Raw genomic sequence first — 24,048 nt, 5'->3', positions numbered from 1 at the left:
TACGTGCAGGAGGTTTGGAAGATTGAAGAAGCTGTTCCTGTTCATAGCGTAAACGGTCCTGCAAATTCTGCTGAATCCGGTCATTTTCTTTGACGGCCAAATCTATTGCAGGCGCATTGGCAAAGGCGCTTGGCAAAGCTGCGGAAATAAGCGCGCACAGCAGCAGCCGCTGAGTATGAATGTTCATAAGATGTCCCTGACAAAAGCATTGATGGCCCAAATCATTTTTTTGCTTAGCCATCAAAGTGAATGTGTGGAAACATAGCGTTAAACATCCTGTTTTTATATCGCTAGAATTAGGTATATTTATTTGATATTTAAGCGCAATAATCCCCAAAGGCCATTTAATCTCATGACCTTTTGATAAAATATTTTTAAAAATCAGCAATTAATTTTTTAGAATGCAATGCCTGCTGTTTCAGAACAATAGCTTTAAAAACAGCGGAGTTAAGAGGAAATGCAGCGCTAAAAATGCGTTTCCGCCAAAAAATCAGCTCAATCCGGAGTTGCCGGCACTTCATCCAGATGTGCGGAACCATAATGCGGACAGCGCTTATTTTTCAGCTGATGCGCAGCGCGAAATCATGGCGGATAAAATTCCGCCTGAAAAATGCGTCGGTGGCTGCCCTGAACTGCATTGCCCGCATGCGGCGCCTTAAAAGCGGCGCTCCAGCTTTAGGCTGACGCTGTGCTTGTCATAAGAATACAGCCAATCCACATTGCTGCGGTTTTTATTGTATTGATAAGTCAGATTAGGCGTTAAGCCATACAGCTCCCACTTCGGCGCGCTGAAAACCAGCGTGTAGTTCTGTTCAAAGTCATGGCGCCACGCATCAAAGCCCAGGCCCGCAACGTATTGATCAAATTGCCGCCAGCGGTAGGAGCTGAACAGCGCAGCATTAAAGCCTGCTTTAAACTGCTTGCTCAGGCCTAAGCGCACTCCCTGCTGCTCATAGGCTGTAAAGTACTGTTCTTCACTGTTATGGTCGACATAATCCAGGCCGCCAAACAGCGTCCACTGCTGCGGCAGAACTTTCCAGAACGTGGCGAAAACCGAACTTTCCACCCCGCTTTGCGGCGCATATTTCAAGTGATGAATATCCCTGATTTCAGCTTCCAGCTTAAGCGCCTTATCCTGCCCGATAAAGCGCATCCACTCCGCACGCGCGCCCAAAGAATTGTAGTATGCCTCATGCGCATAATATTTATATTCAAATACCGGGGCTGCCAAAACCTGATTGCGCTCATCCTGATAGCTGTAGCCGGCATTTAAATTAAGGGTCAATTCATCATAATCGGCCTGTTCAGGATAGGCCTGCCCATACAGCAAGCCGCGCGATGCGATGCCGTGATTGCCAGACAGCGTCCAATGCTTGGTTAAGGCCGCTTCATAATCCAAACCGGCAGCGGCGACGGCAGCAGGAGCGCCCTGCCGCACTTCAGCCACTGGAATGCTTGCGCCAGTGTCCGGATCTTTTTGATAATATGTAATGGTTTTATGCTGTTCAGAGGCGCTGTTTATATTTCCAGCGTAGCGCGCCCCAAAGGCAGCCGAGCCTTGCCAGCTGTCACGCTGCTTCAGCCCCTTTAAGTAAAGATCGACCGTTTTGATAATATTCTGCGCTGTTTCATCTGAAGATTGCGCCAAATGATCTTTGACGGATTGAAACAGCTGCGCCGCTGCTTTATTTTTTTGACGCTCTGTCAGCACCCGGGCCAATTCCAGCTTAATCATCATATTCTGCGGCTGCATGGCTGCGGCTTGCTGGAACTGCTGCTCCGCCTGCTTCAGATAGCCCTTCATGCGCGCTAAAGCGGCCTGCGCAAACAGGGCCAAAGACGGATCATGGCCTTCCAGCTTAAGATAGGCCTGCAGGTAAATCTGCGCGGCCTGCCATTGCTTTTGCATGACGGCGATATATAAAGCGCTGCCGACATCCGCCGCATTCTGCGCTACTGCAACCGTTTCGCCGTTAATGACCATTACGGGCAAATCTTCCGGACTGGGCTGCCGGAGCTGCTGCAGGCTTTGCTCCTGCTGAAGCTGCTGCTGATGCAGCTGCTGTTCTAAACGCAGGCGCGTGTCGTCATTTGCGGCATGCGCGCATTGCAGAACAGCACATACGGCGCAAAATAAGAGCTTTTTTTTCACAAACAGAATATCCCAGCCAGATCAAATTAAAATAAGAAAGGCCTGCCGAAGCAGGCCTTTCTTCAAATTATTTAGTTTTTCGTCCCGCCAAAAGCAACATCCTGATTGCGGTCTTGGAATTTCACTGTGCCCGCTACACCGGCAGCGCCTGTGCCGAAAAAGTCGCCTTTGACCAGACCGCCCGTCCCGCCGCTGCTCACAACGCTGGCCCCGGCCGCTGTGAAGCTTGCCTTGGCTGCGTCAATTGAACCATTGGCGAAGTTGATATCGCCAGCTGATGAAATTTTGCGGCTGCCGAACTCTGCGGTTAAGGTACTGGCCGGCAAAGCGCTATCCGCCGCATAGTTATTGATGGTGCGCACAGTATAAGTTGCTGTGCCCGCCGGCAGCGTGCTGGCTGCATTGCCTTTCTCGCCGACATAAAATACCGTGTGCGTGCCTGCGGCCTTGCTGCCTTGAGCTGCGCCTTCTTTACCCCATTCGCCGAACCAGACATCCTGTGCGCCTACTTTCTTGATGGCCCAAACCCCTAAGCCGGAGTGATCCGCTGGCCAGATGCCCGGCGCTTTGCCGTCTGCAACAATTTGCTTGCCGCTAAAGTCAATCACACCGTAAGCATTGGTATAGCCCAGCGTGTCAAAATGGCTGACAGCCGCTTTAACCCCAAGCAGCACGCCATTTACACCGACACCAGCACTGCCGGCTGTGCCAATCGGATACAGGCTGCTTCCTGTACGCAGGCCGCCGGATTCTGTATAGGACTGGCTGCTGACAACCGCAGCCTGCGCAGCGCCGATCATGCCAAGCGAAGCTGCCAATGCGCATGCAAATTGATTCAATTTCATCTTTTCTTTCCTCATGGTTCAGTTCTATTGTTCATTAAAATTATTTTTGAATAATAATCTTAATGATTCTTATTTAAATAAGCACATTATGCATTCTCATTTTTCGTAGGGCTTAAACTGTAAAAATGGGAAGCTAAGCGCTTATTTCAGGCTATTGCGTCATTGCAGCCGCCTGCTGCTGCCATCATTCTGCCGCCTTGAGTTATAAAAGCTGAATCATTCATATATTCAAGCCGGCAGAATCATGTCCGTTAAATCTATTGGCATCCGCGCCAGAACGCATCAGAAGCTGTAGGTTAGCCCCAGCTTCAGCGTTCTTCCCGGCGCCGGATAAGAGGTCCGGCTTAAAGGGTCAATATAGTAGCGGTTGGTTAAGTTGGTGCCGACCAAATCAAAAGACAAGTCCGGCCGCGGTTTATAATTCATATAGGCATCTACCAGCAGCAAGTTGTCCCAAGACAGCGGCGCATTGAAGAAACCGCTGTCTATCGCCTGATCAATCTGATTGCTGTGCTTGGAATGCCACGTCAGGCGGCTGCCCAATTCCAGCTTTTGATCCAGCAGGCGCGTACCTAAATTCAGGTTGGCGGAATATTTCGGCTGCGCCATAGTCAGCAGATAGCCATTCACAAAACCGTGATCTACGCATTTTCTATACAGCTCCGGATTTTTGTAAATGGATTCGCCAACCGCTTTGGTTGCCGATATGTCATCGCACACTTCATTTTTCTGGTTGTAGACCAGGCTCAGGTCAGTGAAAAATTTGCCGCTGTCATAGCGCCCCTGCAGTTCCCAGCCGGCAAGAGTCTGCTTGTCAATATTGGCAAATCTGAAGTTATTGTCCCGCTCAATCACGTCATTGGTTAAGGTATAGAAATAGGCCAATTTAATGTCGGCATAGCTGGCATCTAAATACTTGCTCAAATCATGCACATAGGCAGCTTCATAAGCATGGGCATGTTCAGGTTTTGGGTTGTCGGCATAAAGGCCGCCAGAAAAGCCCAGCGTTCCCTCAAACATGCTTGGCATGCGCAATGCTTCGCTGTAATTTAAATACAGGCGGCTTTGCGGACTGAACTTAACCGCAGCTGAAATGAACGGCACCCAGCCGCCATGGTCTTTTTTCTTATAATTGTTTCTTTCCACCCGCTGTATAAGGTCTTCTGTCTGGACAGTATTTTCTTGCAGGTTCTCAACCTTAGACAAATCAATTGTTCCATTCAGATAAGGGTTATTCTCCAAATGGAAATCGCCGCTTGAGTCCGCCATCCAAAGCGAATTCATGCGCAAATTATCATGGGCCTGGCCTAAATGGTACTGCAATCCGATTCTTTCAAAATCCATCTCCGTGTTGACGCTGTCGGTAATCGCCTGCAGATCCAGCTCATGGCCGTACAGCAGCTGCTCTTTCTGAATCCGGAATGCTGTTTCATGCTGAATCCAGCTGTCAATCTGTTCCTGCGTCAGATTGTCAGTCCGGAGCGTATGCGTCAGCTCTTTTGCCAGCCACTTTACGGTATATTGCGGCTTTTCCTGCATCCGTGATTTCAGCAGGTCATCTGTTAAAGAATAAGATACCGTCCTTGCGCCGGCGGAAACACTGAGCCAGTCTGCAGGCATCCAGTCAAAGTTGAAGCTGTATTCATGCTCTTTGCGCTGCCCGCTTCTAGGCGCCATGCGGAAACCGGCTTCACCCACCTCGGGATAAGGATCTGTGCTCCTTAATTTCTCGGTTTGGAAGCTGCCGCTTAGGGTTAAATCCAGCTCCGCCATTAAATTCATTTTATTGCTGATATTAAAGCCTTTGCGCGTATTCTTCGTGATCATATGCGCAGTGTCCTTAATCAGATAAGGATTCGGCTGCCCCGGCGGCACAGGCGTGCGGCCTGCATTCGGCTTGAATCTCCAGTCAAACCGGCCCACTGCATTCGGGAAGCCGCCTGAATTGTATAAATCAGAATCGGCATCAGTCATCCAGAAACTGGTGTGCAGGTCTACCCACGGATTATCTGCCGGCTTATATTTGTAGTCTAAATTATACGCTTTGATATCAATGGTGCTCAGCGGCCACTGCGGCACAATGGTCTCCCCGCCTTGAGTAGTGTCACTCCACGAAACGCGGGACGGCATAATTTCACCATAAATATGCTGACTGTCGCGGTAGCCTGCGGAAATTTCTTGCTCATCGCTGATATTCCATTTGCCTTTCAGCAGCCAGGATTCCATTCTGCTGGAGGTGTTCGGAACTTCATCTCCCGGCTTGTAAATACGCGCCATCATCGGCACAAAATCATAAAATCCCGGATCGCCTTCCTTGTCATAAAAAGCCGAACCTTTTTTGCCTGAGAAATAATTGCCGCGCTCACGCCAGGCATAGGCGCCGATCAGCTCAAAATTATCCTGCTTGGTGGCTAAGGCTATGCGCGCAGCCTGATCTTGCATATTTAAAAAATCATTGCTTGAACTGCCGCGCAGCGGCTTATACAGAATAGGGTCCTGCCGCTGCTGCGAAGTCCAGCCGGGCAGCCCCAGCTCTTCGACTACATCGCGGTAATCACGCCCGTCATAAGACGGCGTCAGGCGTTCCTTAACTGTATTATTGCTGCCTTCCAGCTTGATTTCACCGCCCCAGCTTTCCCCTTCTTTTACAATATCGCTGGCGCTGAGCGTGTTGACCGCCACGGCGCCGCCTATCCCGCTTTTGACATCCCGAACCTGATTAGGGCCTTTAATCACCTGCATGCCGCCAATCAGGTTCGGGTCGATATAGTTGCGGTTGCTGACGCCATTATAACCGCGCCATGCAGCCAAAGACTGTTCCGTGCCGTCTACGGTCAACGCAATGCGCCCCGGGCCCTGAATGCCGCGGATATTCGGATCGACCGCGCCAGAGTTGCGGGCGTCGCCGCTGTAGACATTTGACATGCCTTTAAATAAATCTGCAGGCGATGAGCCTTTAAAGCGCTCAATTAAGTCTTTGCCGGCATAAACCGTGGAATAGTTTTTTTCATAAACATCATCATAGCCTTGCGTGTCGCGGTCTTTAGCGCCATATACCGTAATCGCGTTCATCTGCACTGCAGGCTGATCCGCCGGGCTGCTGATGGAATCTGCCGGCTGAGCCTGCTGCTTTTGCTGAAGCTGAACCGCCGGGGAGGCCGCAGCCTTCTTTTCCACAATGGCGTACACGCTGCCCTGCTTCTGCACCGTCAGGCTGGTGCCCTGCAGCATGGCCTTCAGCGCCTGTTCGACAGAGACTTTGCCTTTAATCTGCGGCGCGGTTTTATTGCTTAAAATACTTCCGGCGGAAATGATTTCCGCGCCGCTTTGCCTGGCCAGCTGCTGGATTGACTGCTGCAGAGGCTGGCTCGGCAGGTTCAGTTCCACATGCTGCGCATGCAGCGGCGCGGAATAAATTGCCGCCGCAATCACAAAGCTTAATGCAGTCTGTTTAAATGCCGGCCTTTTGCTGCGCTGCTGCTCTGCCTGCTGGTTACGCCTCATTTCACACCCGTATCAATAAAAATGCTTCTCATTTACAAAGACGGTTCATGATGAATAGATGTAAACCTGCGGAATTTATTTTTTTGCAATTTTCCATGCTTTGGCTGCAGTTTTTTCTACCCGGACTGGCGCCACATAAGGCAGTATCTGCATGAAATGCTGGTAATTGTGAATTTTGAATTGCCCATTAATCTGCATATCTTTCAGTTCGGCATCCTGAATCTGCACATTAAAGTCCGCATAGCGCTGAAAATTTTGAAGCGCCGCATGCAGAGGCGTCCGGTCAAATACAATATGGCCGGTCTGCCATGCCTGTACGGCGTCCAGATTGGCCAGAACCGGTTTATTTAAGCGCCGCTGCTGATTGCTTAAAGACTGGCCTTGGCTTAAATGAATCAGCGGCGCGTCAGCTCCTTGAATGCCGATGGCAACTTCACCCTCCAGCACTGTCACCGAAGCATCTGCAGCCGAATGCTTCTGCACATTGAACACCGTGCCAATATCAATAATCAGCATTTCACCTGCGCTGACCTGAAAGCTGCGCTCAAAACGGCGCAGCAGCTGATGCTGCGCATGCGCCACATGAAAGCCCGCCTCGCCCCGGCTTAAGGTAATTTCGCGGCTGCGCAGGCGCTCCTGCACCTGCACATGAGTATCGGTATTCAGCATGATTCGGCTGCCATCGCGCAGCCGGATGCTGGCCTGTTCCCCGCGCACGGTCGCCAAGTCATACTGCTGATAGGCCGGGTTATACCAATACGCGCCCAGCAGCATGGCGCACACTGCAAAGGCCGATGCCCCGGCAGATTTTTTCTTTAACTGGCGCTGCCGGGCCCGCTGCAGAATTTCATCTTTAGAGGCGATATTCGGCAGAATGTCATCTTCAAAACTGGCCAGCATGCGCTGAATATCGTGCAGGCTATGCGCTTTGGCATGCCTGCTTAGCTTTTTATGATCCATTTTGCGCCTGTTCATCAATAAAAACAGGAATGAAGCTCTGCAGCGCTTTGGTGAAATGCCTGATCACCATGGTTCGGGAAATGCCCAGCTGCTGCGCCGCTTCCACCTGCGTCATGCCGTAGAACTGAATCAGCAAAAAAACATCCTGGCAGGCCGGCGGCAAAGCTGCAATCTGCTTTAAAATCAGCTGCGCATACTGCTCGCGGGCAACACTCAGCTCCTGCTCAGACAGCTCGCTTAATGCCGCCAGCGCGTCAATTTCATCATGCTCCAGCGCTTCAAAATGCTTGCCGTAATTTTTGTCTTTTCTTAAATGATCCAGCGCAATGTTGATGCTGACTTTTTTTAAAAATGCGATTGGGTGCATTAAATTCAGGAACTGCTCCGGGCGCTGCAGCACGCGCAGGTAGGTTTCCTGCACCGCATCCAGTGCAATTTGCCGGCTGCCGACTTTTAAACTGATGTAATCCACAAGTTCATCGTAGTGCTGAACCAGGCCGCTGCCGCGGGAGAATACAGCGTCTTTCATATTGACTGTCACAATCTAAAAATGATTATCATTATCATTTAAAAGCATTTAATTTTCAATCCTGATTGCTTTCCTCCGCCCAGTTCATGCGCTAGCAGGGCGGATGATCAAGCGGTTCCGGCGCATTTTCATTACAGTAAAAGCATTTGCTCTTTTCCAGAGTTAAATGATAGGAACTGGCGCCATGAATCAGTATCAGCTCCTGAATCTGCAGCTCAAACAGCGGGTCGGCAATCTGCTCCAATCTGCCGCACTGCCTACAGCAGATGCGGATATTGGCCTGGGTATTTTTAAAGGAATACAACGCCTGCTCATCGCCCAGCTTGAATTTAGCCACCAGCCCGGCCCGCTCCAGCTGCCTTAAGGCCTGATATATGCCGGCGCAGGACAGTTTTTTAAGCTGCTGCTGCGGGCTGTATAAAATTTCCGTTACGGTCAGCTCCCTTTGCGCGCTGCGCAGAATATGCAGGATGGTTAAGCGGGTCATAGTCACTTTTAAATCCGCTTTCAGCAGCAGCGCCTTCAGTTCCGCTGAATTTTTTTCATAGGCAAACATATTCACACCTGCATTCATTTAGGCTTTCAGCCACATCCACAATTGCACAAAGGCCATCAGGGCAATCACCGCGCCGACGGCCCACGGGTGCGGCACCGTCCAAGCTAAAATGCAGGCCGCTATGCCCATGCTGGCCAAAGAAAACAGCTTCACCTTAAAAGGCAAAGTTCGCTCTGCATGCCACTGCTGCAGAACCTGCGCAATCACGGCGTTATTGACAATCCAGCCATGCAGCCGCCTGGAGCCTTTGGCGGCGAATACAGCGGCTAAAAAGTAAAAGTCAAACGCCGGCAAGCCCGGCACCGCCAGCCCCAGCGTGCCCAGCGCCAAACAAAGCCAAGCCAGCGCAATGCACAGCCAGCGCATCAGCCATGACTTCGCCAGTTTCGGCTCTGGCATGCGGGCGGCGGCGGTTAAGTTCGGCTCTGACTCAGCATGTTTCATGTGCGGCTCACCTTTATTTCCGGTTTATTTAAGGTCTTTCAGCTGCGCCAGAAGCGCGCCAAACCGCTGAAAGCCCTGCAAGGCGCCCTCAATAATCTGCTGCTGCTGCTGCGGGCTGAAATCCGCCTCATCCAGCGTCTGCTTAAAGCGCTTCCATACCACGGCGCGGCCTTCCGGATAAGCCGCCAGGTTGCGGGCAGCAAAGTCTGCGCTGAAGCCGAACTTGGCCTGCGCCTCTTTAAACAGAAAAGCGGCCCCCAAGGTTGAGCCTTCAGAAACATAGATCCAGCCCAAAGACTGCGGATAGCCAACCGCTGCGGTAAAAATGCCCTGCTGCTGCGGCTCCAGGCCTAAATCCGCCAAATCCTGCAAAGCGGCTTCGGAACGGCCGCGCACATCCAAGTCAGGAATGAGCTGCTCTACAGCCGGATCCTGATACAAATGCTCGACATCCTTTTGGAAATAATATTGCGACAGCGTAAACTGCGCGTAATTTTCCCTGCTGGCAAATGCTTCTGAGCGCTGCATTAGGCTTTCCATCCGCTCATGCTCTGCAGCGGTTTCCTGCTTTAAGCGCTGCATTAAGCTGCCTGCAGCTGTTTGTTCTGTTGATGCATTCATAAAAACTCCTGAATAAACGTCTTGAAGGTATATATTCAATCAGCGGTAAGCTTGCCCTGAATGGGAAACGCCTGCTTTTAAGGCCGAATAGGCTGCCTTGCGCTGCTGCCCGGCGCTGCGCCGGTTTTCTGCAGGCGGATAAAGCTGCATATTTCTGCTTTCTATTCGGGGAATCCATCACGGCCGGCATATGCTTAGAGCCAGTGCAGGGAAATATTCAGGCGTTCGGCGGGCGCAGGCAAAAAGCCGGATTTTCCCGCAACCCTCAGCCCAGCATATTGAACCGCCATCTTCATGCATTCCGTCCCTTTCAGCTGCCATGCAGGCCACCCAGCCAATTATTTCAGGCCAAAAAATCTGCCTTTACCCCTATAGACGGATGAACAGGCCGGAATGCGTTATGGCAAATGTAAAGAATTGTAAAAAAACAGCAGCGGGTTTTCAGCTTGCTTCATTTTGAGCAAGCTTGGGGGCTGCATAAGATAAGCAGAAAATGGAAAAACTTAGCGGAATCGCTTGAAATTTGCAGTGCTGAACAGGATCAGGCTTATAGCTAATTACTTAAATAGCAACTGCACACAAAACCTAATGAAATCATATTTTATGGGAAATTATGTGTGGTACAGATTTCAAAACTTAGCGATATAGCTAAGTTTTCTTAAACGACTCCGCAAAAATCTCCTTAGCTTCCAGCTTCCTAGCCTCACTTAGGATACGCGTGTGCGGCAGGGATGCCGCACGTTGCCCATCACGGCAATGACGCCGTGTATGGGCAACAAAAGACTTTTGCTGCTTTGGGTCTTTCCAAAGTAATATCTTGCCTGCGCAAAGGCATTGAAACTTTTAAAGTAAAAATGAGGCAGTGCAAGCATCATCATTAATTGCCGAAATAGTTAATGCGGCTCAAATCCAGTGCAATCATATTTTATAGGCAATTATGCGTAATACAGAGTTTAGCTATAGCGCGGAAAGTTGCAAAAACTGTCTATTTCAAAGACCACCGCTCCGCCTTGCGCTTCAAATAAAAGCAGTGCTTTTATTCTTGCTGCTCCGCCTTGCACTGCAAACAAAGCAATGCTTTGTTTTTGTTCAGGTTGCGGATGATGCTTCCGCGTATCAAAGAAAATTTAGAATTTAAAAATAAAATGCCAGTCAATTTCTTAACTGACTGGCATTACGCCTGCTGGACAGCATTTGCAGCAGCGCCGGAGGAATATGCATCTATCCTGAGAAAAATGCAGCAGCGCCGGCTCCAGCGCAGCCTCTTGGAAAATGGCCTGAGAATCCTGCATTCGCCCCGCTCCGGCAATAAAAAGGAACTTCAGATCAGCATCCAAAGTTCCTTCAAGTCTTTAAAATTCAATATGCTGAGACGAAGATGCAGCCACTTCACCTCAGCTTTCAGTCAACTACTGCCCTGAGCGGATGATGTAGTCAAACGCGGACAGCGATGCTTTCGCCCCTTCACCGGTGGCAATAATGATCTGCTTGTACGGCACGGTGGTGCAGTCACCGGCAGCGAATACGCCTTTTACATTGGTTTCATTGCGCTCATTAATCACAATCTCGCCGCGGCTTGAAAGTTCTACCGCTGTTTCTTTCAGGAAGTCCGTGTTCGGCAGCAAGCCGATCTGCACAAAGATCCCCGCCAGCTCAACCGCATGTTCAGCGCCAGTTGCTCGGTCTTGGTATTTCAGCGCAGTAACTTGCGAACCGTCGCCCACGACTTCTGTAGATAGAGCATTCAGGATCACCGTAGTGTTCGGCAGGCTGCGCAGCTTGTCCTGCAGCACCTGATCCGCACGCAATTTAGTATCAAATTCGACTAAAGTGACATGCTCCACAATGCCGGCAAGGTCAATCGCTGCTTCCACGCCGGAGTTTCCGCCGCCAATCACCGCTACGCGCTTGCCTTTGAACAGCGGGCCGTCACAGTGCGGGCAGTAGGCCACGCCGCGGGTTTTGTATTCTTTCTCGCCCGGAACATTCATTTCCCTCCAGCGCGCGCCGGTCGAAAGAATCACAGTTTTCGATTCCAGCTTCGCGCCGTTTTCCAGCGTCACTTCAACCAGGCCATTGGCGGTTGCATCTGCGCCTTTAATTGCCGAAACGCGCTGCAGGTTCATGATGTCTACGCCGTATTCACGCACATGCGCTTCCATTTCAGCAGCGAATTTCGGGCCTTGGGTTTTCTGAATCGAGGTGTAGTTTTCAATGTCCATGGTGTCCATAACCTGGCCGCCCATGCGTTCCGCCACAATGCCGGTTTTAATGCCTTTGCGCGCTGCGTAAATTGCAGAGGTGTTGCCTGCCGGGCCGCCGCCAATCACCAGCACATCAAAGGCTTCTTTGGCATTCAGTTTTTCCGCGTCTTTGGCCGCCGCATTGCTGTCCAGCTTGGCGACAATTTCTTCCAGCGTCATGCGGCCCTGGCCGATATGCGCGCCGTCCTGAAACACCATCGGCACCGCCATGATTTTGCGCTCTTCCACTTCATCCTGAAAGAATGCGCCGTCAATCATGGTTGCTGTCGCGCCCGGGTTGTAGATGGCGATCAGGTTCAGCGCCTGCACCACGTCCGGGCAGTTATGGCAGCTGAGCGATACGAATACATCAAAATCCGCTTTAAGATTCAAGCCTTTGATTTGCGCCAGAATTTCATCAGACACTTTCGGCGCGTAGCCGGAAACCTGCAGCAGCGCCAAAATCAGCGAGGTGAACTCATGGCCCATCGGCAGGCCGGCAAAGTTGACCCGCGGCTGTTCACCGGCTTTAGCGATGCCGAAGCTCGGCGCGCGCTTATTGGCGCCGTCAAAGCGCGCAGTCACCAGATCAGACAGGGCTGCGATTTCAGTCACCAGCTCCTTAATTTGAGCTGATTTGTCCGAAGCATCCAAAGACGCGACAATTTCAATCGGGCTTTCCAGACGCTGCAAAAGTGTTTTTAATTGAGCGGAAGTATTTTGATCCAGCATTGCTGAGGCCTCCAAAGGAGCAAGTATTTATTTGATAAAGCAATAATAGGCTATTTCTAAAAATAGATAAAACAGTTTGTTTTTATCACAGTAATCGAAATATTAGATTAAAGATAAAAAACAAACTGAATAACAATAGTTTATATATAGGGCCTTATGCGGTGAATGCAACATTCTTTCTTTAAAAACATGACAGATCATGCTTCGGCGGCCCCAAAACACCTATCTGATGCGCTGTTCAATCCGCACCGCGCGGCTTTTAATCCGCGCTGACAGCGCAAACAGCGTCAGGCTGACCACGGCGGCGATTGCAATAATGGCCAGCAGAACCCAGTAAGCCGCGCGGTTCAGCAGCTCGGCTTGCGCGGCCTGCTTGCTGACGCTTTGCGCCATAGGCGTCAGGGTTTGATTGAACAGCTGATTCTGCATCGTCCACAGCTGCTCAGGCTTAAAGCCGTAATCCAGAAAATGCGGATCATTCTTTTCCGCCTTGATTAAGGCCCGCACCTGAGGAATGGCCGCCGCCCGGTCAGCCGGATCATGCAGCAGCGCAGTCTGCGCCAGCAGATAAGACTTTAGTGGCGCTGCCAGCTGCGCATCCGCCACATAGCGCGCTATTTCGCTGTCCTGTATATTTTTATCGTACTGCACAATCTGCCGGTATTCTTCGTACTGCGCGCTTTTCAAGTCATGCTGCGCATAGCTGAGGCCCGACCAGATGACAATAAAAGCCATCAGCCAGCCGACAAATTTCAGCATAAAAGACTGAAAGCGGACATAGAAAAACTTGAATTTCCGCAGCAGGTAAACTGCAAAAAATGCCCCGAAGAATGATGCAAACAGCTTTAAAAACAGCCAGCCGAACCAGGACAGCAGGCTGACCAAATAATCCGGCTGCTGGCCCAGCGACGCCAGAGCAGCATCGGCGCTGGCCGGCATATGCAGCTGTTCAACCTGCAAAGTCAGGCCAAAAAAGCTGTAGATAAAATCCTGCAGCGCAAACAGCCCAATGCCTGACGCAGTCAGCACGGCGCTTGACGCCACACCCAGCAGCATTAAATTGCGCTGGCGCTTTTTCAGCGCATGCAGGCCTGTTTCCAGCTGCTGCGGATTGACGGCATATTCATCTAAGGGAGGCAAATCTGTTCTCCTGAACGGCATGTAAGGGGCCTCCCCAAGCGCAGAAACACCGGCTTAGTTCGGCTTAGGCCCGCCCGAGCTGGACTCAAGCACTAAATGATTCAAATTGTCCTGAAGCGCGCGCAGGCGCGCTGCGGCTTCTGCGCGCTTCTGCACCCCTTCTTTCTGGATTTGCAGCACATCATTGACGGTATTAATGAGGGTGTTCTGCACATGTTCAAGCGTTTCAATATCAATAACCGAGCGCTGATTGGCTCTGGCGGTATCAACCGAGTTCTGATGCAGCAGGTCTGCATTGCGCTTCAGCAGCTCATTGGTCGCGTCATCAATGGTGTTGGCCAGCTGCACGCTGTTCTTCTGTTCCTGCAGCGAAATCGCCAGGCTGATCTGGTTTTTCCACGCCGGCAGGGTAATGTTTTTAATGGCGTAGAACTTATCCACCAACATTAAGTTATTGGACTGGATAATGCGGATCATCGGCAATGTCTGCATCGCGGACTGCTGCAGCACCTGCAGGTCGCTGACGCGCTTTTCCAGATTATTGGCCAGATGGTTCAGGTCATAGATTTTCTGCGTGGTGTTCTGATCCTGTTCCTGCGCAGTGAGGCGCGAAATTTCCTGCTGAATTTCCTGCTCTTTGATTTTGCCGGCAGCAATATACACCCCCAGCTGCTTATATTCTTCCTGCACGCCGCCGAACATTTTATCCAAAGTATTGACGCGGGACTTCAAGCCGCTTTGCGAGCTTTCAATTTCCTTCACCAAAGCGTCAATCTGCTCTTTGGTGGTATTGAAGTGCTGGTCAAAACTCTGCTTTGCGCCCTTAAATTTGCTGAGAATGCTGCCGAAAAAGCCTGAATTCTGCGATTTATTTAAAATGCTGCTGGTATTCAGCTGCTGCGCCACCTGCACCACCTGATTCAGCTTCTGCCCCGCCGCGTCCAGGTCTTTGTTCTGCACCAGGCTCAGCAGCTCGTCGGTATAACCGGAGGTTTTAGAAGCAATATTTTTGCCGTATTCCGCAACCGAATTGTGGCTGATTTCAGCCAATTCCTTACGCGCTGCCATCACTTCATTAAAGTCTGCAGGCTGCAGGCCAATCGCCTGCAAATCCAGCTGCTGGAATTTCTGCTCCGCCAGCGCTGCCGTGGCTTCTGCGGGCAAATCGGTTTGTTGTGGATCGGTCATAGCTCACCTTGTACTGATTATGATTTAGAGGGCTTCTCTAATGATTTTCTTAACGTTTTAATTAAATTTTCGCGGCTGCTGTCCAGTTTTTCCAGCGATGTGCCAGCGCCGTTTTTCTGGCTTTGCTGCACATGATACTGCCATGCAGGAATAAGCACCTGCTGCGCTTCCTTAAAGCGGTCCAGCAACGCAAAGGACAGCTGCTGGCTCAGCTGCATTTGCCTGATAGCAATCTCATTGCTGGCCTGCAGGGTTCTTAGGCTGTGGATTTTTTTCGACAGGCGCTCTGCAAAACTATCCAGCGGATGCTGCTGCGCAAAACCGGGATATTCATGTGAAAATTCTTCCGCGGCCGCAATATAGCTCGCCATCTGCTCCCGCAGGCCCTGCAGCTGCGCAAAGCGCGCCTGAGATTTCTGAATTTCAATCTGCAGGCGCTGGCTGAGCTGATTAGCCCGGTCTAAATGCCTGTCCAGATTTTTATAATATTCAACCTGGCTGGAGCCGAACTCCAGATCAATGCCCAGCCATTTTTGCAGGGCATTGAATTTGCGCGGTTTCAGGTACTTTTTAGAATCGGATAATGTCTGAATCAGCTGCTCAATGCTTTGGCTCAGCTGCTTCGTCAGCTTCGGGTCTACGCCATGCAGCAGCGCGGACTGCGCCTGAATCAGCGCATCGGCATAATGATTCAGCCTGTATTGATCATTCAGCAAAGGCACCAGCTCATTGCGCTTGATTGACAGCAGATCTGCAGGATCAAGCGCAATCTCGTTTAGCGGAACCAGAACGTCAACTTGGGGCATACAGAATTAAACTCAATAAAATCATTTTTATACTACGTCTTTTATAGCAAAGTTCATGTAGATTTTTGCAAAAATCATGAGAAATAATTTGCATGGATGCCGCGTCCCGAATGACAAAATCATGCGGCGCATTATCATGCATCTGACTTTTGCATTTTCCGCCTTTATGATCGGCTATTTAGATAAAATCCGTAAGTGCTAAAATATAGCTAATTACCTAAAATAGCGGCCACACACAAAACCGAATGAAAGCATATTTTATGGGAAATTATGCACAATACAGACTTTAGAGTTTAGCGATAACTGTCCGGTAAAAACAGCAAAGCCCCTTTTCACCGTAATGCTGATCAGTTAAGGAGTTTTCAATAAATTCCTTAACTTTTTTAAGCTATTCATGACGGAGTCTTACCGTTTTTAAATCTAATTTTTGGAGCTCGTTTTGTTCCTTGCGGAACAGTGTTCCTCATTCGCCAAATGAGAAGCGAAGCTTCGCAAGGAAAGCATCTTGCGGCGCAGTGCGCCTCACCGCAAAACCTGTTCTCTTTCTGCACTTTAAATATTTCCGTTGCAAAACAGTCTATTTAAAAGACCACCGCTTCGCCTTGCGCTTCAAATAAAAGCAGTGCTTTTATTCTCGCTCAGGTTGCGGATGACACTCCCGCGTATCAGATAAAATCTAGGATTTAAAAAGAAAAAGCCAGTCAGTTTCTTAACTGACTGGCATTACCTTTTCACCGGGGCTTTGCAAAACTACGCGGCATGCGCCATTGCAGGAATTATAAATAATTCCCTTCGCGTTCCGGCTGATACAGGACTTTTTCAATCCGCACCTTCATGGTGTGGCCATCCGGCTGCGGCCATTCAATTTCCTGCCCTTCAGACAACCCTAAGATCGCTGCGCCCACCGGCGCAAGTACATTGACCTGGCCTTTATCGCCGCGGAACTCATGCGGATAAACCAAAGTAATTTCCGTCGGCTCAACCGCCGGGGCAATGGTGATTAAAACCGTGGCATTCATGCTGACCACATTGGCAGGCACGTCCTTTGGCGCAACGACTTCAGCGCGGGCCAGCTCTTCTTCTAAATGCTCCATGGTCGGCGTCAATTTAGACTGGTGTTCCAGCATAGTTTCCAAGCGGTGCAGGTCCTGCTCAGAAAGAATGATATTCGGTTTGGTCATCTACTTAATTCCTTTGCATCTTTAGCAAGTCAAATCAACAGGAAGATTTATTCTTGTTATCACGATGATTCTGTTATAGCAGAATTTAATCATATTGAATAATGTGTATTTTTTAAGGCTATAAAAAAAACCCCCTTGAGGGGGCTTTTCTCAAGTAGAACTTATTTTGCGTAAACCGGGAATTTAGCACATACCGTTTCAACTTTCGCTTTTACCGCATTGATTACCGCTTCATCGCCTTTCGCATCCAGAATGTCTGCGATCCAGCCGGCAAGGTCACGCACTTCAGCTTCGCCAAAACCGCGGGTTGTCACTGCAGGCGTACCGATGCGGATGCCTGAAGTCACGAACGGAGAACGCGGGTCGTTTGGCACTGAGTTTTTGTTCACAGTAATGTGAGCAGCGCCTAACCAAGCGTCAGCATCCTTGCCAGTAATGTCTTGTTTAATTAAAGACAATAAGAACAAGTGGTTTTCAGTGCCGCCGGATACAACATCATAGCCGCGCGCGATTAAGACTTCAGCCATAGCTTTAGCGTTAACCACAACTTGTTTTTGATATTCTTTGTATTCAGGCGCCATAGCTTCTTTAAAGCAGATCGCTTTAGCGGCAATCGCGTGAACCAATGGGCCGCCTTGGTTGCCTGGGAATACTGCCGACTGCAGTTTTTTCTCGATTTCTTCGTTTGCTTTCGCAAGGATTAAGCCGGAACGCGGACCGCGCAGTGTTTTATGCGTAGTCGTTGTTGTTACGTCAGCAATTTGTACTGGGCTTGGGTAAACACCCGCAGCAACTAAACCAACGTGAGCCATATCTACAAATAGGTAAGCGCCAACTTTGTCCGCGATGTCGCGGAAACGCTGCCAGTCAACTACTTGGCTGTAAGCAGAAAAACCGGCAACGATCATGCGCGGCTTGTGCTCTACAGCTAAACGTTCAACTTCTTCATAGTCAATTTCGCCAGTTTCCGGGTTTAAGCCGTACTGAACCGCGTTGTATGTTTTGCCTGAGAAGCTGACTTTAGCGCCGTGAGTCAAGTGGCCGCCGTGCGCCAAGCTCATGCCTAATACTGTATCGCCCGGGTTAAGCAGCGCCAAGTACACAGCTGAGTTCGCCTGTGAGCCGGCATGCGGCTGAACGTTTGCATAGTCAGCGCCAAAAAGCGCTTTAGCACGGTCAATTGCCAATTGTTCAATTACGTCTACGTATTCGCAGCCGCCGTAATAGCGTTTGCCTGGGTAGCCTTCCGCATATTTGTTAGTGAGTTTTGATCCTTGCGCTTCCATAACCGCTGGCGAGCAATAGTTTTCAGATGCAATCAACTCAATGTGCGCTTCCTGGCGGGCATCTTCGTTAGAGATTGCTTGAGCTAATTCTGGATCAAATTCAGCAATAGAGATATTGGCAAACATTAGCGAGGTCCTATGAATTTAGGGCTTTTAAGCCGTGCTAAGATTGGCGCGTATTGTAGCATGAAGTTTCTAAATGCAGAGAATGAAGTTTTTCAGTTTTAAATAAAAAAGCCCATGCTTAGCTTAAGCATGGGCTTTGTATTCACGTCAAATTATTGCAGGGGCATTAAGGTTTTGACATCTTGGATAAAGTTATCAAAGTTGTTCTCATATACCGTATCGTGATTCCAAGTATCTTTAATATATTTAATCTTAGTTCCATTTCCATCCCCGACTAAAAACAATAAATCTGTAGCAGGGCTTGGCACAGTAGTATCTGCCGTACCTTGATAGATAATTACTGGAGTCGAAACTTTTTTCCGCAGCGGCTGCGAATCTTTTTCCAGGAAAGTGCGGATTTGCGGAACCGCCATAAAGTTGTCTTGCGTGCGGCCATAGCCATCCAGCGAATTATTATGGGTAAATGCATATTGTCCCATGCCAGTGCCCAGCGCATCACCTACAGTTTTTGCACACTCGCTTTCCGCTATAGGCGCAAGCGCAGCTGTATCACTTTTAAACACCTGAGCATAATTGACTGAAATATCATGCCCCTGCATCCCTGCCACAATTAATGAGGTAAACATATCCAGCCGCGCCAATACCGGAATCTGCACATTTGCAGGCTGATCTTTAACAGCAGCTTCCCCACCCTTCAAAATCACCTCAAGATTTGAAGCAGGCGCAATCGCAATGGTTCCCTTATAGTCAAGCTGTATTCTTGAAGCATATTGCGCTGCGCCCAAAGCAGCATGCCCGCCTTGTGAGTGCCCTATTGTCATCCATTGATCAGAAACTTTCTTTCCTTGCCGGCTTAAGTAATCGCGGGCGGCCATTACAGCATCCGTAATGGAAAATGCCTCACTTTTTAAATTCAGGAATGGATGGCTGCCGGCAGTTCCCAAGCCTTCATAATCAGGCGCGACAACCACATAGCCCTCAGCCAGCAATTGCTCCAGCAAGTCTTGAGTACCCTGCAGCCCCTGCTGGCTTGGCGCGCATTTGTCTGCAACCCCTGTGGTGCCATGCGCCCAAACCACAATCGGCCAGCCTTTCGCAGGCGGAGCCGTTTTCGGCGTAAATACCAAAGCAGTCGCTTGTGTTATTTTACCGTCAACACCCAGCATTTTATAGGTCATCAAACGGCTGTCCTCAGCATCAGCAGACAGGTCATCAAGCGTATATGCAGGCGCCGTGACCACAGGATCAGCAATGCTGTATTTAGGGACATCGTCACCCGCAACATAGACTGCATCGTCATCCCCGCCGCAGGCGGTCAGCACCAAAGCGCTGCCTGTCAACATAATGGCCAGCAATTTCTTTTGCATATCTTATATCCTTATTCAATTTTTATTGTTTTGCCGAATCATCAGCAACCGCTTATTTTTACGCTTTTTTATGATCAGATTCAATCCAATCTTTTAATCATTGATCTATTTCAGCGCTCAGCAAGGGACTGTTAAGCAACAAATAAAGACTCTTTATCGCTCAATTGATGCTTTCTCATGCTTTCAATTTGTTTATTTTATGCTGAAAATGTTAGATTGCTGCATTCAAATGCTTTTGAGGGAGTGACGTATGCAAGCGATTATTTTAGACACGGAAACGCATACTTTAAATGGCCAGCCGATTGAGATTGCATACGCGCCGATTCAAATTGCCGACCATAAAATAACTTTAGACAAATCACAGCTGTTTGACCAGCTGTACAGCGTAGATGAGCCGATCTCCTATGCGGCCATGGCCGTGCATCATATTCTGGAATCAGACTTAGCTGGCCAGCCGCACTGCACCGCATTTAAGCTGCCGGAAGACACCGTGTATATCATTGGCCACAATATTGACTATGATATCCGCGCCTTGGAAAAATGCGGCGTAGATTCATCCAAAATTAAAGCCATCTGCACCCTTGCCCTTGCGCGACTGGTTTGGCCAAATGCCGAAGCGCACAATATTTCCGCACTTATTTACATGATCAGCAAAGGCAGCGGGAAAGCCCGCGAAATGATCCGCAAAGCGCACCGCGCAGACATGGATATTATTTTGACGGCAAACATTCTGATGCACATTGTTCATCATCTGAAAATCAGCAGCATTGAAGAACTGTATGCGGCTTCTGAAGATGCCCGCATTCCGCGCAGCATTAATTTCGGCAAGCACCGCGGCTCGGCCATTGCTGACCTGCCGCCGGACTATGTGCAATGGCTGCTGCGCCAGGACGATTTAGACCCCTACCTGCGCAAGGCGCTGGAAAATTCGGCAATTACCGCCCTATAAAGTCAACTTTGTCATAAAACTTTCATGTAAGTGTAATTTTCACACAATACCATTAGCCTTAATTTATCGGGGAATAAATTAAGGCATGCATACTTTCTATAAAACCGAACTTGGCTTCCGCACGCTCAAGCACCGCGAGCTGGATTTGAATGCAAGACAGCGCCGCCTTTTGCTCCTGATTGGCACGGAAGATTTTAATACGCTGAACTGCATGCTGAAGCAGCGCATCGCAGACCCGGAACTGATTCAGCAGCTGATGGCGCTGGGCCTCATTCAAAAGCAGGAAACCGATGCTGAATTGCAAGCCCCTGCAGCGCAGCAAGATGCTGACCCGCAGCACGAAATATTAAGCCAGCCTTCAGAAATTCAGACGACTTTACAAGCCGCGCCGCAAGCTGTGAATAGATTCCCGCAACAGGCCAATGTCAGCATTGCGGAAAGCGCAATTCAGGCGCAGCCGGCAGAAGCTTTAGGTTTTGAAGATTTAAAGCATTTTATGATTCAGCACCTGCAGCAGTACTGCGGACTGATGGCCAAGCTGCTGATTGAGAAAATCAAGCAGTCCGAACAGCTCCCGCAGCTGAAAGCCTGCCAAATGCAGTGGATTACCCAGCTTCAGGAATCACGCATTCTGCCCCAAAGCCTGAATGCAGCCCTGCAGCAGGTCAACCTCAGCATGCGCACGCTGCAGGGATCATAACCCGGCCATTAAGAGCTTTTTCATTGCAGCTCATTCAAAAAACAACTAAGCAATGATGCCTTAATCACGAAATAAAACAAATAAGATATTGAATTACATCTATTTAATTAAAAAATCTTAGCGCTGTTCCGCCTTGAACTGCGCATGCCTGCGGCTTTTCTGCAATAGCCTGCGCTCTGATTCCCATGCATATATAGGGGCTGTATTTTTGAGGAACAGCTCAAGCCATGCAGTATTTTCTGGAATTTGATACTTTGGATAATCCAATGCATTTAAGCAAAGTCGGCAACTGGATCATCACTTTTTTAAGCCCCAAAGAAGAATTAACCCATATTCAGCTGGCCATTACTCATGTTCTGCCGCGCCAAATCTGCGATTATTTACAGCCTCGGCGCCTGATGATGCGCAGCGGCCCAGCTGCGCATTATTGGGAAATTGAAAGCATTGAATGCTTTGACAGCCGCTTAAATCAGGAAATCATGCTTCAGCCGGAAAGTGCGCAAGCGCAGCAGGCTATTCACACCATTTTGCAAGATTTTGACCGCTACGGCGTCAGTGTCAATTTCAAAAGCAGCCCGCCAAAACAAGCCTCATCAGCGCTGTGCAGGCAGGCTGCGCACAACGCAGAGCAGCCTTAGAAGCAATGTGCCACTGATGCCCCTATGCTCCGAATCAATCCTGCTGAATTCTTTCGCGCTATGCATGATCCCCCAAAAAAAACTCACCGGATCCGGTGAGTTTTTTCTGCGGACTGCAGCCTAATAAGGCTGTTCAGGCTTCAACAACTTTATAAATGCTTGATGAGTTTCTGCTTTCAAACAGCAGTTCAATGCTTGGCAAAATGACTTCTCCAGCAATTACAATATGTTCAATACGCCTGAACAGCTCCTGAGTTTCCGGCGCTGCGCGCAATGAAGCTTTGGCATCCAAAATCTGGCTAAACTGGTCTTTGACCTTAATATCAATCATTTTTGTCATAATCATCATCCCGTTTATTTGAATATCATTTTTTATAGCACACGCCTGGAATTACGCCTCACAAAAAAATGTTAGATTTCATGGCATTGTAATTTTATTTAACCTAAGCAGCTGCAGATCAATAAATTAGGGAGTTTTATGTAAACACATGACAATATAAAATCTTTGCGAATTAAAAAAGCCCGCATCTCTGCGGGCTCTATGTTGGAAGGCTAGTGCTGATTTTTTGTTTGAACTTGGGTTCAGACTCAATTAGCTGTCATTGATCCGTCCAACTGCATCGTAGCGTCTTTATTATTCGACCTACTGTAGTATCAATATAGGCCTGAAGATTTTTTTTGGCAAGGCTGCTTAACACTTCAGCACATTTGACTAAAATAAATGCAATTGAAATACACTCAAAAAAGCGGATAATAATTAAGCTTCAGTTTTGCTTTCACTATGCAAAAATAAATGATTGAAAGACAAATATTTTCAATATTGCATCTGCTCAATTTTGCAGCATATCGAGTAAATTAGCGGGTAAATGGCTGTTTAAATCCCCCGCACTATTCCGCCGCCGCTTTCCGCAATCCAGATGATCACGGCCCTGAAAACAGGCTGCATCCAAATAAAAGTGCCCCAGTATTGCTAAAGGGGCATATCAATCAGAATCTGTGCAATCTAAAAATTATAGCGCAGGCCAGCTTTGTAGGTTACGCCATCTATATTCAGATCAGAGCTATTGCCTGACATGCAAGCGCCCCCAATACAGGCTTCCGCATCTCTGTTGAAAAACCATTTATAGCCAACATTTCCAAATAGATCCACACTTGGATTGATCTTGTAGCCAAATTCAAAATTGACCGGCAGCGTTACGTACTCCAGCTCAACTGAAGTGTTGACGCCGTTATTAATATTGTAGGCGCTTTCATCCAGCCATGCATACCCAACCCCAAAACCTAAGGACGCATAAGCGCTGTTGTTTTCAAACGCCCTATACAGCATGCCAATAGAAAATTCATTAAAATCAATATCTGATGCCCCTTGATATGCATATTCAGCGTACAGGCTTACTTTAGCATCCAGCGCAGTCGATGCATTGAGAAACGCCCCGTTAAACCTTTCATCACCGCCAAACTCATCTGAGCCAATTTTTGACCCAGTATAGCCGGAAGCCAAGGAAAACTGTTCTGACATATTGCTGTTTTGGGAATAAGACTGGTTTTGATAGGGGTTTGCAATAACAGCCCCAGCCGGCAGCATCTCTCCAGGCTGCAGCACTGCGGGTTTGCCTGCCATAGCAAATGATGAAATTAAAGGGCAAAGCCCGATTAAAAATATTCTTTTCATTAGATTGTCCTTTTGTTATCAAGACAAGATACTAATTTTTGTATAAAAAAACCACTCAAAAAAATAAATGCCGATCAGCTAAGAGTGATTTCAATCACAGTTTTGAGATTAAAAATATGGTGCCGGTATCCAGCTTGCATTGGTTCAGCATTGAATATGATTGGTTATTTGCATATGCGGCAAATGCCAAGCCGCCGCCAGTTAAATTTTTTATTGATTTTTATGAATTAAAACAATGAATAATCAACTAAAAATAGGATTTGACAAAATTGATGAGAGGCCCGGAAAAATTCGGCGATTTTTTCTGGAAAGTTTTGAACTGTACGGAAGATAAATCGTTTATTGATCTTATGATATAAAATGGTGCGCTCAGCGGGACTCGAACCCACGCCACAGGCTTCGGAGACCT

Annotated in this window: 23 protein-coding genes; 4 read left to right on the top strand and 19 right to left on the bottom strand. The window is 48.7% G+C overall.

The window, feature by feature from the left end; all coding sequences use genetic code 11:
• The 9 genes from RSA72_RS07645 to RSA72_RS07605 form a co-directional block, all read right to left on the bottom strand.
• Positions 1-187: hypothetical protein (locus RSA72_RS07645; protein WP_332632980.1), on the bottom strand; the 187-nt coding region annotated here is incomplete at its 3' end.
• A 468-nt stretch (positions 188-655) separates the two neighbouring features.
• Positions 656-2,152 carry a surface lipoprotein assembly modifier gene (locus RSA72_RS07640; protein ID WP_332622389.1) on the bottom strand — a complete coding sequence of 499 codons (1,497 nt, stop codon included), beginning with the start codon at positions 2,150-2,152 and terminating at the stop codon, positions 656-658.
• 71 nt (positions 2,153-2,223) lie between these two features.
• Positions 2,224-2,997 (bottom strand): Slam-dependent surface lipoprotein, encoded by a 774-nt coding sequence (locus tag RSA72_RS07635; protein ID WP_332622388.1) that lies wholly within the window; start codon positions 2,995-2,997, stop codon positions 2,224-2,226.
• A 282-nt stretch (positions 2,998-3,279) separates the two neighbouring features.
• The gene (locus RSA72_RS07630) at positions 3,280-6,501 is read right to left on the bottom strand and encodes a TonB-dependent receptor (protein ID WP_332622387.1); all 3,222 of its coding nucleotides are present in this window, start codon (positions 6,499-6,501) and stop codon (positions 3,280-3,282) included.
• A 75-nt stretch (positions 6,502-6,576) separates the two neighbouring features.
• Positions 6,577-7,461 carry a FecR family protein gene (locus RSA72_RS07625; RefSeq protein ID WP_332622385.1) on the bottom strand — a complete coding sequence of 295 codons (885 nt, stop codon included), beginning with the start codon at positions 7,459-7,461 and terminating at the stop codon, positions 6,577-6,579.
• Positions 7,451-7,990 (bottom strand): RNA polymerase sigma factor, encoded by a 540-nt coding sequence (locus RSA72_RS07620; RefSeq protein WP_332622384.1) that lies wholly within the window; start codon positions 7,988-7,990, stop codon positions 7,451-7,453. Before RSA72_RS07620 ends, RSA72_RS07625 begins: the two co-directional genes overlap by 11 nt.
• Positions 7,991-8,081: 91 nt before the next feature.
• Entirely contained in the window at positions 8,082-8,564 is a 483-nt protein-coding gene (locus tag RSA72_RS07615; RefSeq protein ID WP_332622383.1) for a transcriptional repressor, read from the bottom strand.
• Entirely contained in the window at positions 8,565-8,990 is a 426-nt protein-coding gene (locus RSA72_RS07610; protein ID WP_332622382.1) for a YbaN family protein, read from the bottom strand.
• A 24-nt stretch (positions 8,991-9,014) separates the two neighbouring features.
• Positions 9,015-9,611: a biliverdin-producing heme oxygenase gene (locus tag RSA72_RS07605; protein ID WP_332622381.1), complete on the bottom strand. Its 597-nt coding sequence runs from the start codon at positions 9,609-9,611 to the stop codon at positions 9,015-9,017.
• Between the two features lie 1,055 nt (positions 9,612-10,666).
• Between RSA72_RS07605 and RSA72_RS07600 the strand changes: the two genes are divergently transcribed.
• A complete protein-coding gene (locus tag RSA72_RS07600; RefSeq protein ID WP_332632978.1) occupies positions 10,667-11,032 on the top strand; it encodes a hypothetical protein in 366 nt (121 codons plus the stop codon).
• Here the strand turns inward: RSA72_RS07600 and ahpF are convergent.
• The 7 genes from ahpF to RSA72_RS07565 form a co-directional block, all read right to left on the bottom strand.
• The gene (gene ahpF, locus RSA72_RS07595) at positions 11,021-12,586 is read right to left on the bottom strand and encodes an alkyl hydroperoxide reductase subunit F (RefSeq protein WP_332632976.1); all 1,566 of its coding nucleotides are present in this window, start codon (positions 12,584-12,586) and stop codon (positions 11,021-11,023) included. The genes RSA72_RS07600 and ahpF overlap by 12 nt on opposite strands.
• Before the next feature lie 222 nt (positions 12,587-12,808).
• On the bottom strand, positions 12,809-13,726 hold the full coding sequence (locus RSA72_RS07590; protein WP_332622375.1) for a hypothetical protein: 918 nt from the start codon (positions 13,724-13,726) through the stop codon (positions 12,809-12,811).
• A 54-nt stretch (positions 13,727-13,780) separates the two neighbouring features.
• On the bottom strand, positions 13,781-14,914 hold the full coding sequence (locus tag RSA72_RS07585; protein WP_332622374.1) for a toxic anion resistance protein: 1,134 nt from the start codon (positions 14,912-14,914) through the stop codon (positions 13,781-13,783).
• Positions 14,915-14,931: 17 nt separating this feature from the next.
• Positions 14,932-15,720: a tellurium resistance protein gene (locus RSA72_RS07580; RefSeq protein WP_332632974.1), complete on the bottom strand. Its 789-nt coding sequence runs from the start codon at positions 15,718-15,720 to the stop codon at positions 14,932-14,934.
• A gap of 776 nt (positions 15,721-16,496) precedes the next feature.
• Positions 16,497-16,901 (bottom strand): nucleoside diphosphate kinase regulator, encoded by a 405-nt coding sequence (gene rnk, locus RSA72_RS07575; protein WP_332623650.1) that lies wholly within the window; start codon positions 16,899-16,901, stop codon positions 16,497-16,499.
• Between the two features lie 161 nt (positions 16,902-17,062).
• Positions 17,063-18,313, bottom strand: a complete 1,251-nt coding sequence (gene glyA, locus RSA72_RS07570; protein WP_332632972.1) for a serine hydroxymethyltransferase — start codon at positions 18,311-18,313, stop codon at positions 17,063-17,065.
• 152 nt (positions 18,314-18,465) lie between these two features.
• Complete coding sequence (locus tag RSA72_RS07565) at positions 18,466-19,680, bottom strand: alpha/beta hydrolase (protein WP_332623652.1); 1,215 nt, start codon at positions 19,678-19,680, stop codon at positions 18,466-18,468.
• Between the two features lie 250 nt (positions 19,681-19,930).
• Here RSA72_RS07565 and RSA72_RS07560 point away from each other — a divergent pair, with 250 nt between their 5' ends.
• The 3 genes from RSA72_RS07560 to RSA72_RS07550 all read left to right on the top strand — a co-directional run bounded on the left by RSA72_RS07560 (position 19,931) and on the right by RSA72_RS07550 (position 21,967).
• Entirely contained in the window at positions 19,931-20,629 is a 699-nt protein-coding gene (locus RSA72_RS07560; protein WP_332623654.1) for a 3'-5' exonuclease, read from the top strand.
• An 85-nt stretch (positions 20,630-20,714) separates the two neighbouring features.
• Positions 20,715-21,329, top strand: a complete 615-nt coding sequence (locus tag RSA72_RS07555; protein WP_332623655.1) for a hypothetical protein — start codon at positions 20,715-20,717, stop codon at positions 21,327-21,329.
• Positions 21,330-21,556: 227 nt separating this feature from the next.
• Entirely contained in the window at positions 21,557-21,967 is a 411-nt protein-coding gene (locus RSA72_RS07550; protein WP_332623656.1) for a hypothetical protein, read from the top strand.
• Positions 21,968-22,100: 133 nt separating this feature from the next.
• Here RSA72_RS07550 and RSA72_RS07545 read toward each other — a convergent pair whose 3' ends face one another.
• From RSA72_RS07545 to RSA72_RS07535, 3 genes are all read right to left on the bottom strand, one after another.
• Positions 22,101-22,307 carry a hypothetical protein gene (locus RSA72_RS07545; protein WP_332623658.1) on the bottom strand — a complete coding sequence of 69 codons (207 nt, stop codon included), beginning with the start codon at positions 22,305-22,307 and terminating at the stop codon, positions 22,101-22,103.
• A gap of 663 nt (positions 22,308-22,970) precedes the next feature.
• Positions 22,971-23,639, bottom strand: coding sequence for a hypothetical protein (locus RSA72_RS07540; RefSeq protein ID WP_332623659.1), 669 nt, complete (start codon positions 23,637-23,639; stop codon positions 22,971-22,973).
• A gap of 227 nt (positions 23,640-23,866) precedes the next feature.
• A partial coding sequence (locus RSA72_RS07535; protein WP_332623660.1) for a hypothetical protein occupies positions 23,867-24,048 on the bottom strand: 182 nt, incomplete at its 5' end.

The sequence above is a fragment of the Acinetobacter sp. genome (genome assembly GCF_036659555.1).
Lineage (GTDB): Bacteria > Pseudomonadota > Gammaproteobacteria > Pseudomonadales > Moraxellaceae > Acinetobacter.
Note: the sequence above shows the minus strand (reverse complement) of the source record. Positions and strands in the feature narration are given on the sequence as shown.

Bases quoted from the DNA above. Each gene is read 5' to 3' on its own strand.
- RSA72_RS07635 (WP_332622388.1), bottom strand. From the start codon at position 2,997: ATGAAATTGAATCAATTTGCATGCGCATTGGCAGCTTCGCTTGGCATG.
- RSA72_RS07630 (WP_332622387.1), bottom strand. From the start codon at position 6,501: ATGAGGCGTAACCAGCAGGCAGAGCAGCAGCGCAGCAAAAGGCCGGCA.
- RSA72_RS07625 (WP_332622385.1), bottom strand. From the start codon at position 7,461: ATGGATCATAAAAAGCTAAGCAGGCATGCCAAAGCGCATAGCCTGCAC.
- RSA72_RS07620 (WP_332622384.1), bottom strand. From the start codon at position 7,990: ATGAAAGACGCTGTATTCTCCCGCGGCAGCGGCCTGGTTCAGCACTAC.
- RSA72_RS07615 (WP_332622383.1), bottom strand. From the start codon at position 8,564: ATGAATGCAGGTGTGAATATGTTTGCCTATGAAAAAAATTCAGCGGAA.
- RSA72_RS07610 (WP_332622382.1), bottom strand. From the start codon at position 8,990: ATGAAACATGCTGAGTCAGAGCCGAACTTAACCGCCGCCGCCCGCATG.
- RSA72_RS07605 (WP_332622381.1), bottom strand. From the start codon at position 9,611: ATGAATGCATCAACAGAACAAACAGCTGCAGGCAGCTTAATGCAGCGC.
- ahpF (WP_332632976.1), bottom strand. From the start codon at position 12,586: ATGCTGGATCAAAATACTTCCGCTCAATTAAAAACACTTTTGCAGCGT.
- RSA72_RS07585 (WP_332622374.1), bottom strand. From the start codon at position 14,914: ATGACCGATCCACAACAAACCGATTTGCCCGCAGAAGCCACGGCAGCG.
- RSA72_RS07580 (WP_332632974.1), bottom strand. From the start codon at position 15,720: ATGCCCCAAGTTGACGTTCTGGTTCCGCTAAACGAGATTGCGCTTGAT.
- rnk (WP_332623650.1), bottom strand. From the start codon at position 16,901: ATGACCAAACCGAATATCATTCTTTCTGAGCAGGACCTGCACCGCTTG.
- glyA (WP_332632972.1), bottom strand. From the start codon at position 18,313: ATGTTTGCCAATATCTCTATTGCTGAATTTGATCCAGAATTAGCTCAA.
- RSA72_RS07565 (WP_332623652.1), bottom strand. From the start codon at position 19,680: ATGCAAAAGAAATTGCTGGCCATTATGTTGACAGGCAGCGCTTTGGTG.
- RSA72_RS07560 (WP_332623654.1), top strand. From the start codon at position 19,931: ATGCAAGCGATTATTTTAGACACGGAAACGCATACTTTAAATGGCCAG.
- RSA72_RS07555 (WP_332623655.1), top strand. From the start codon at position 20,715: ATGCATACTTTCTATAAAACCGAACTTGGCTTCCGCACGCTCAAGCAC.
- RSA72_RS07550 (WP_332623656.1), top strand. From the start codon at position 21,557: ATGCAGTATTTTCTGGAATTTGATACTTTGGATAATCCAATGCATTTA.
- RSA72_RS07545 (WP_332623658.1), bottom strand. From the start codon at position 22,307: ATGACAAAAATGATTGATATTAAGGTCAAAGACCAGTTTAGCCAGATT.
- RSA72_RS07540 (WP_332623659.1), bottom strand. From the start codon at position 23,639: ATGAAAAGAATATTTTTAATCGGGCTTTGCCCTTTAATTTCATCATTT.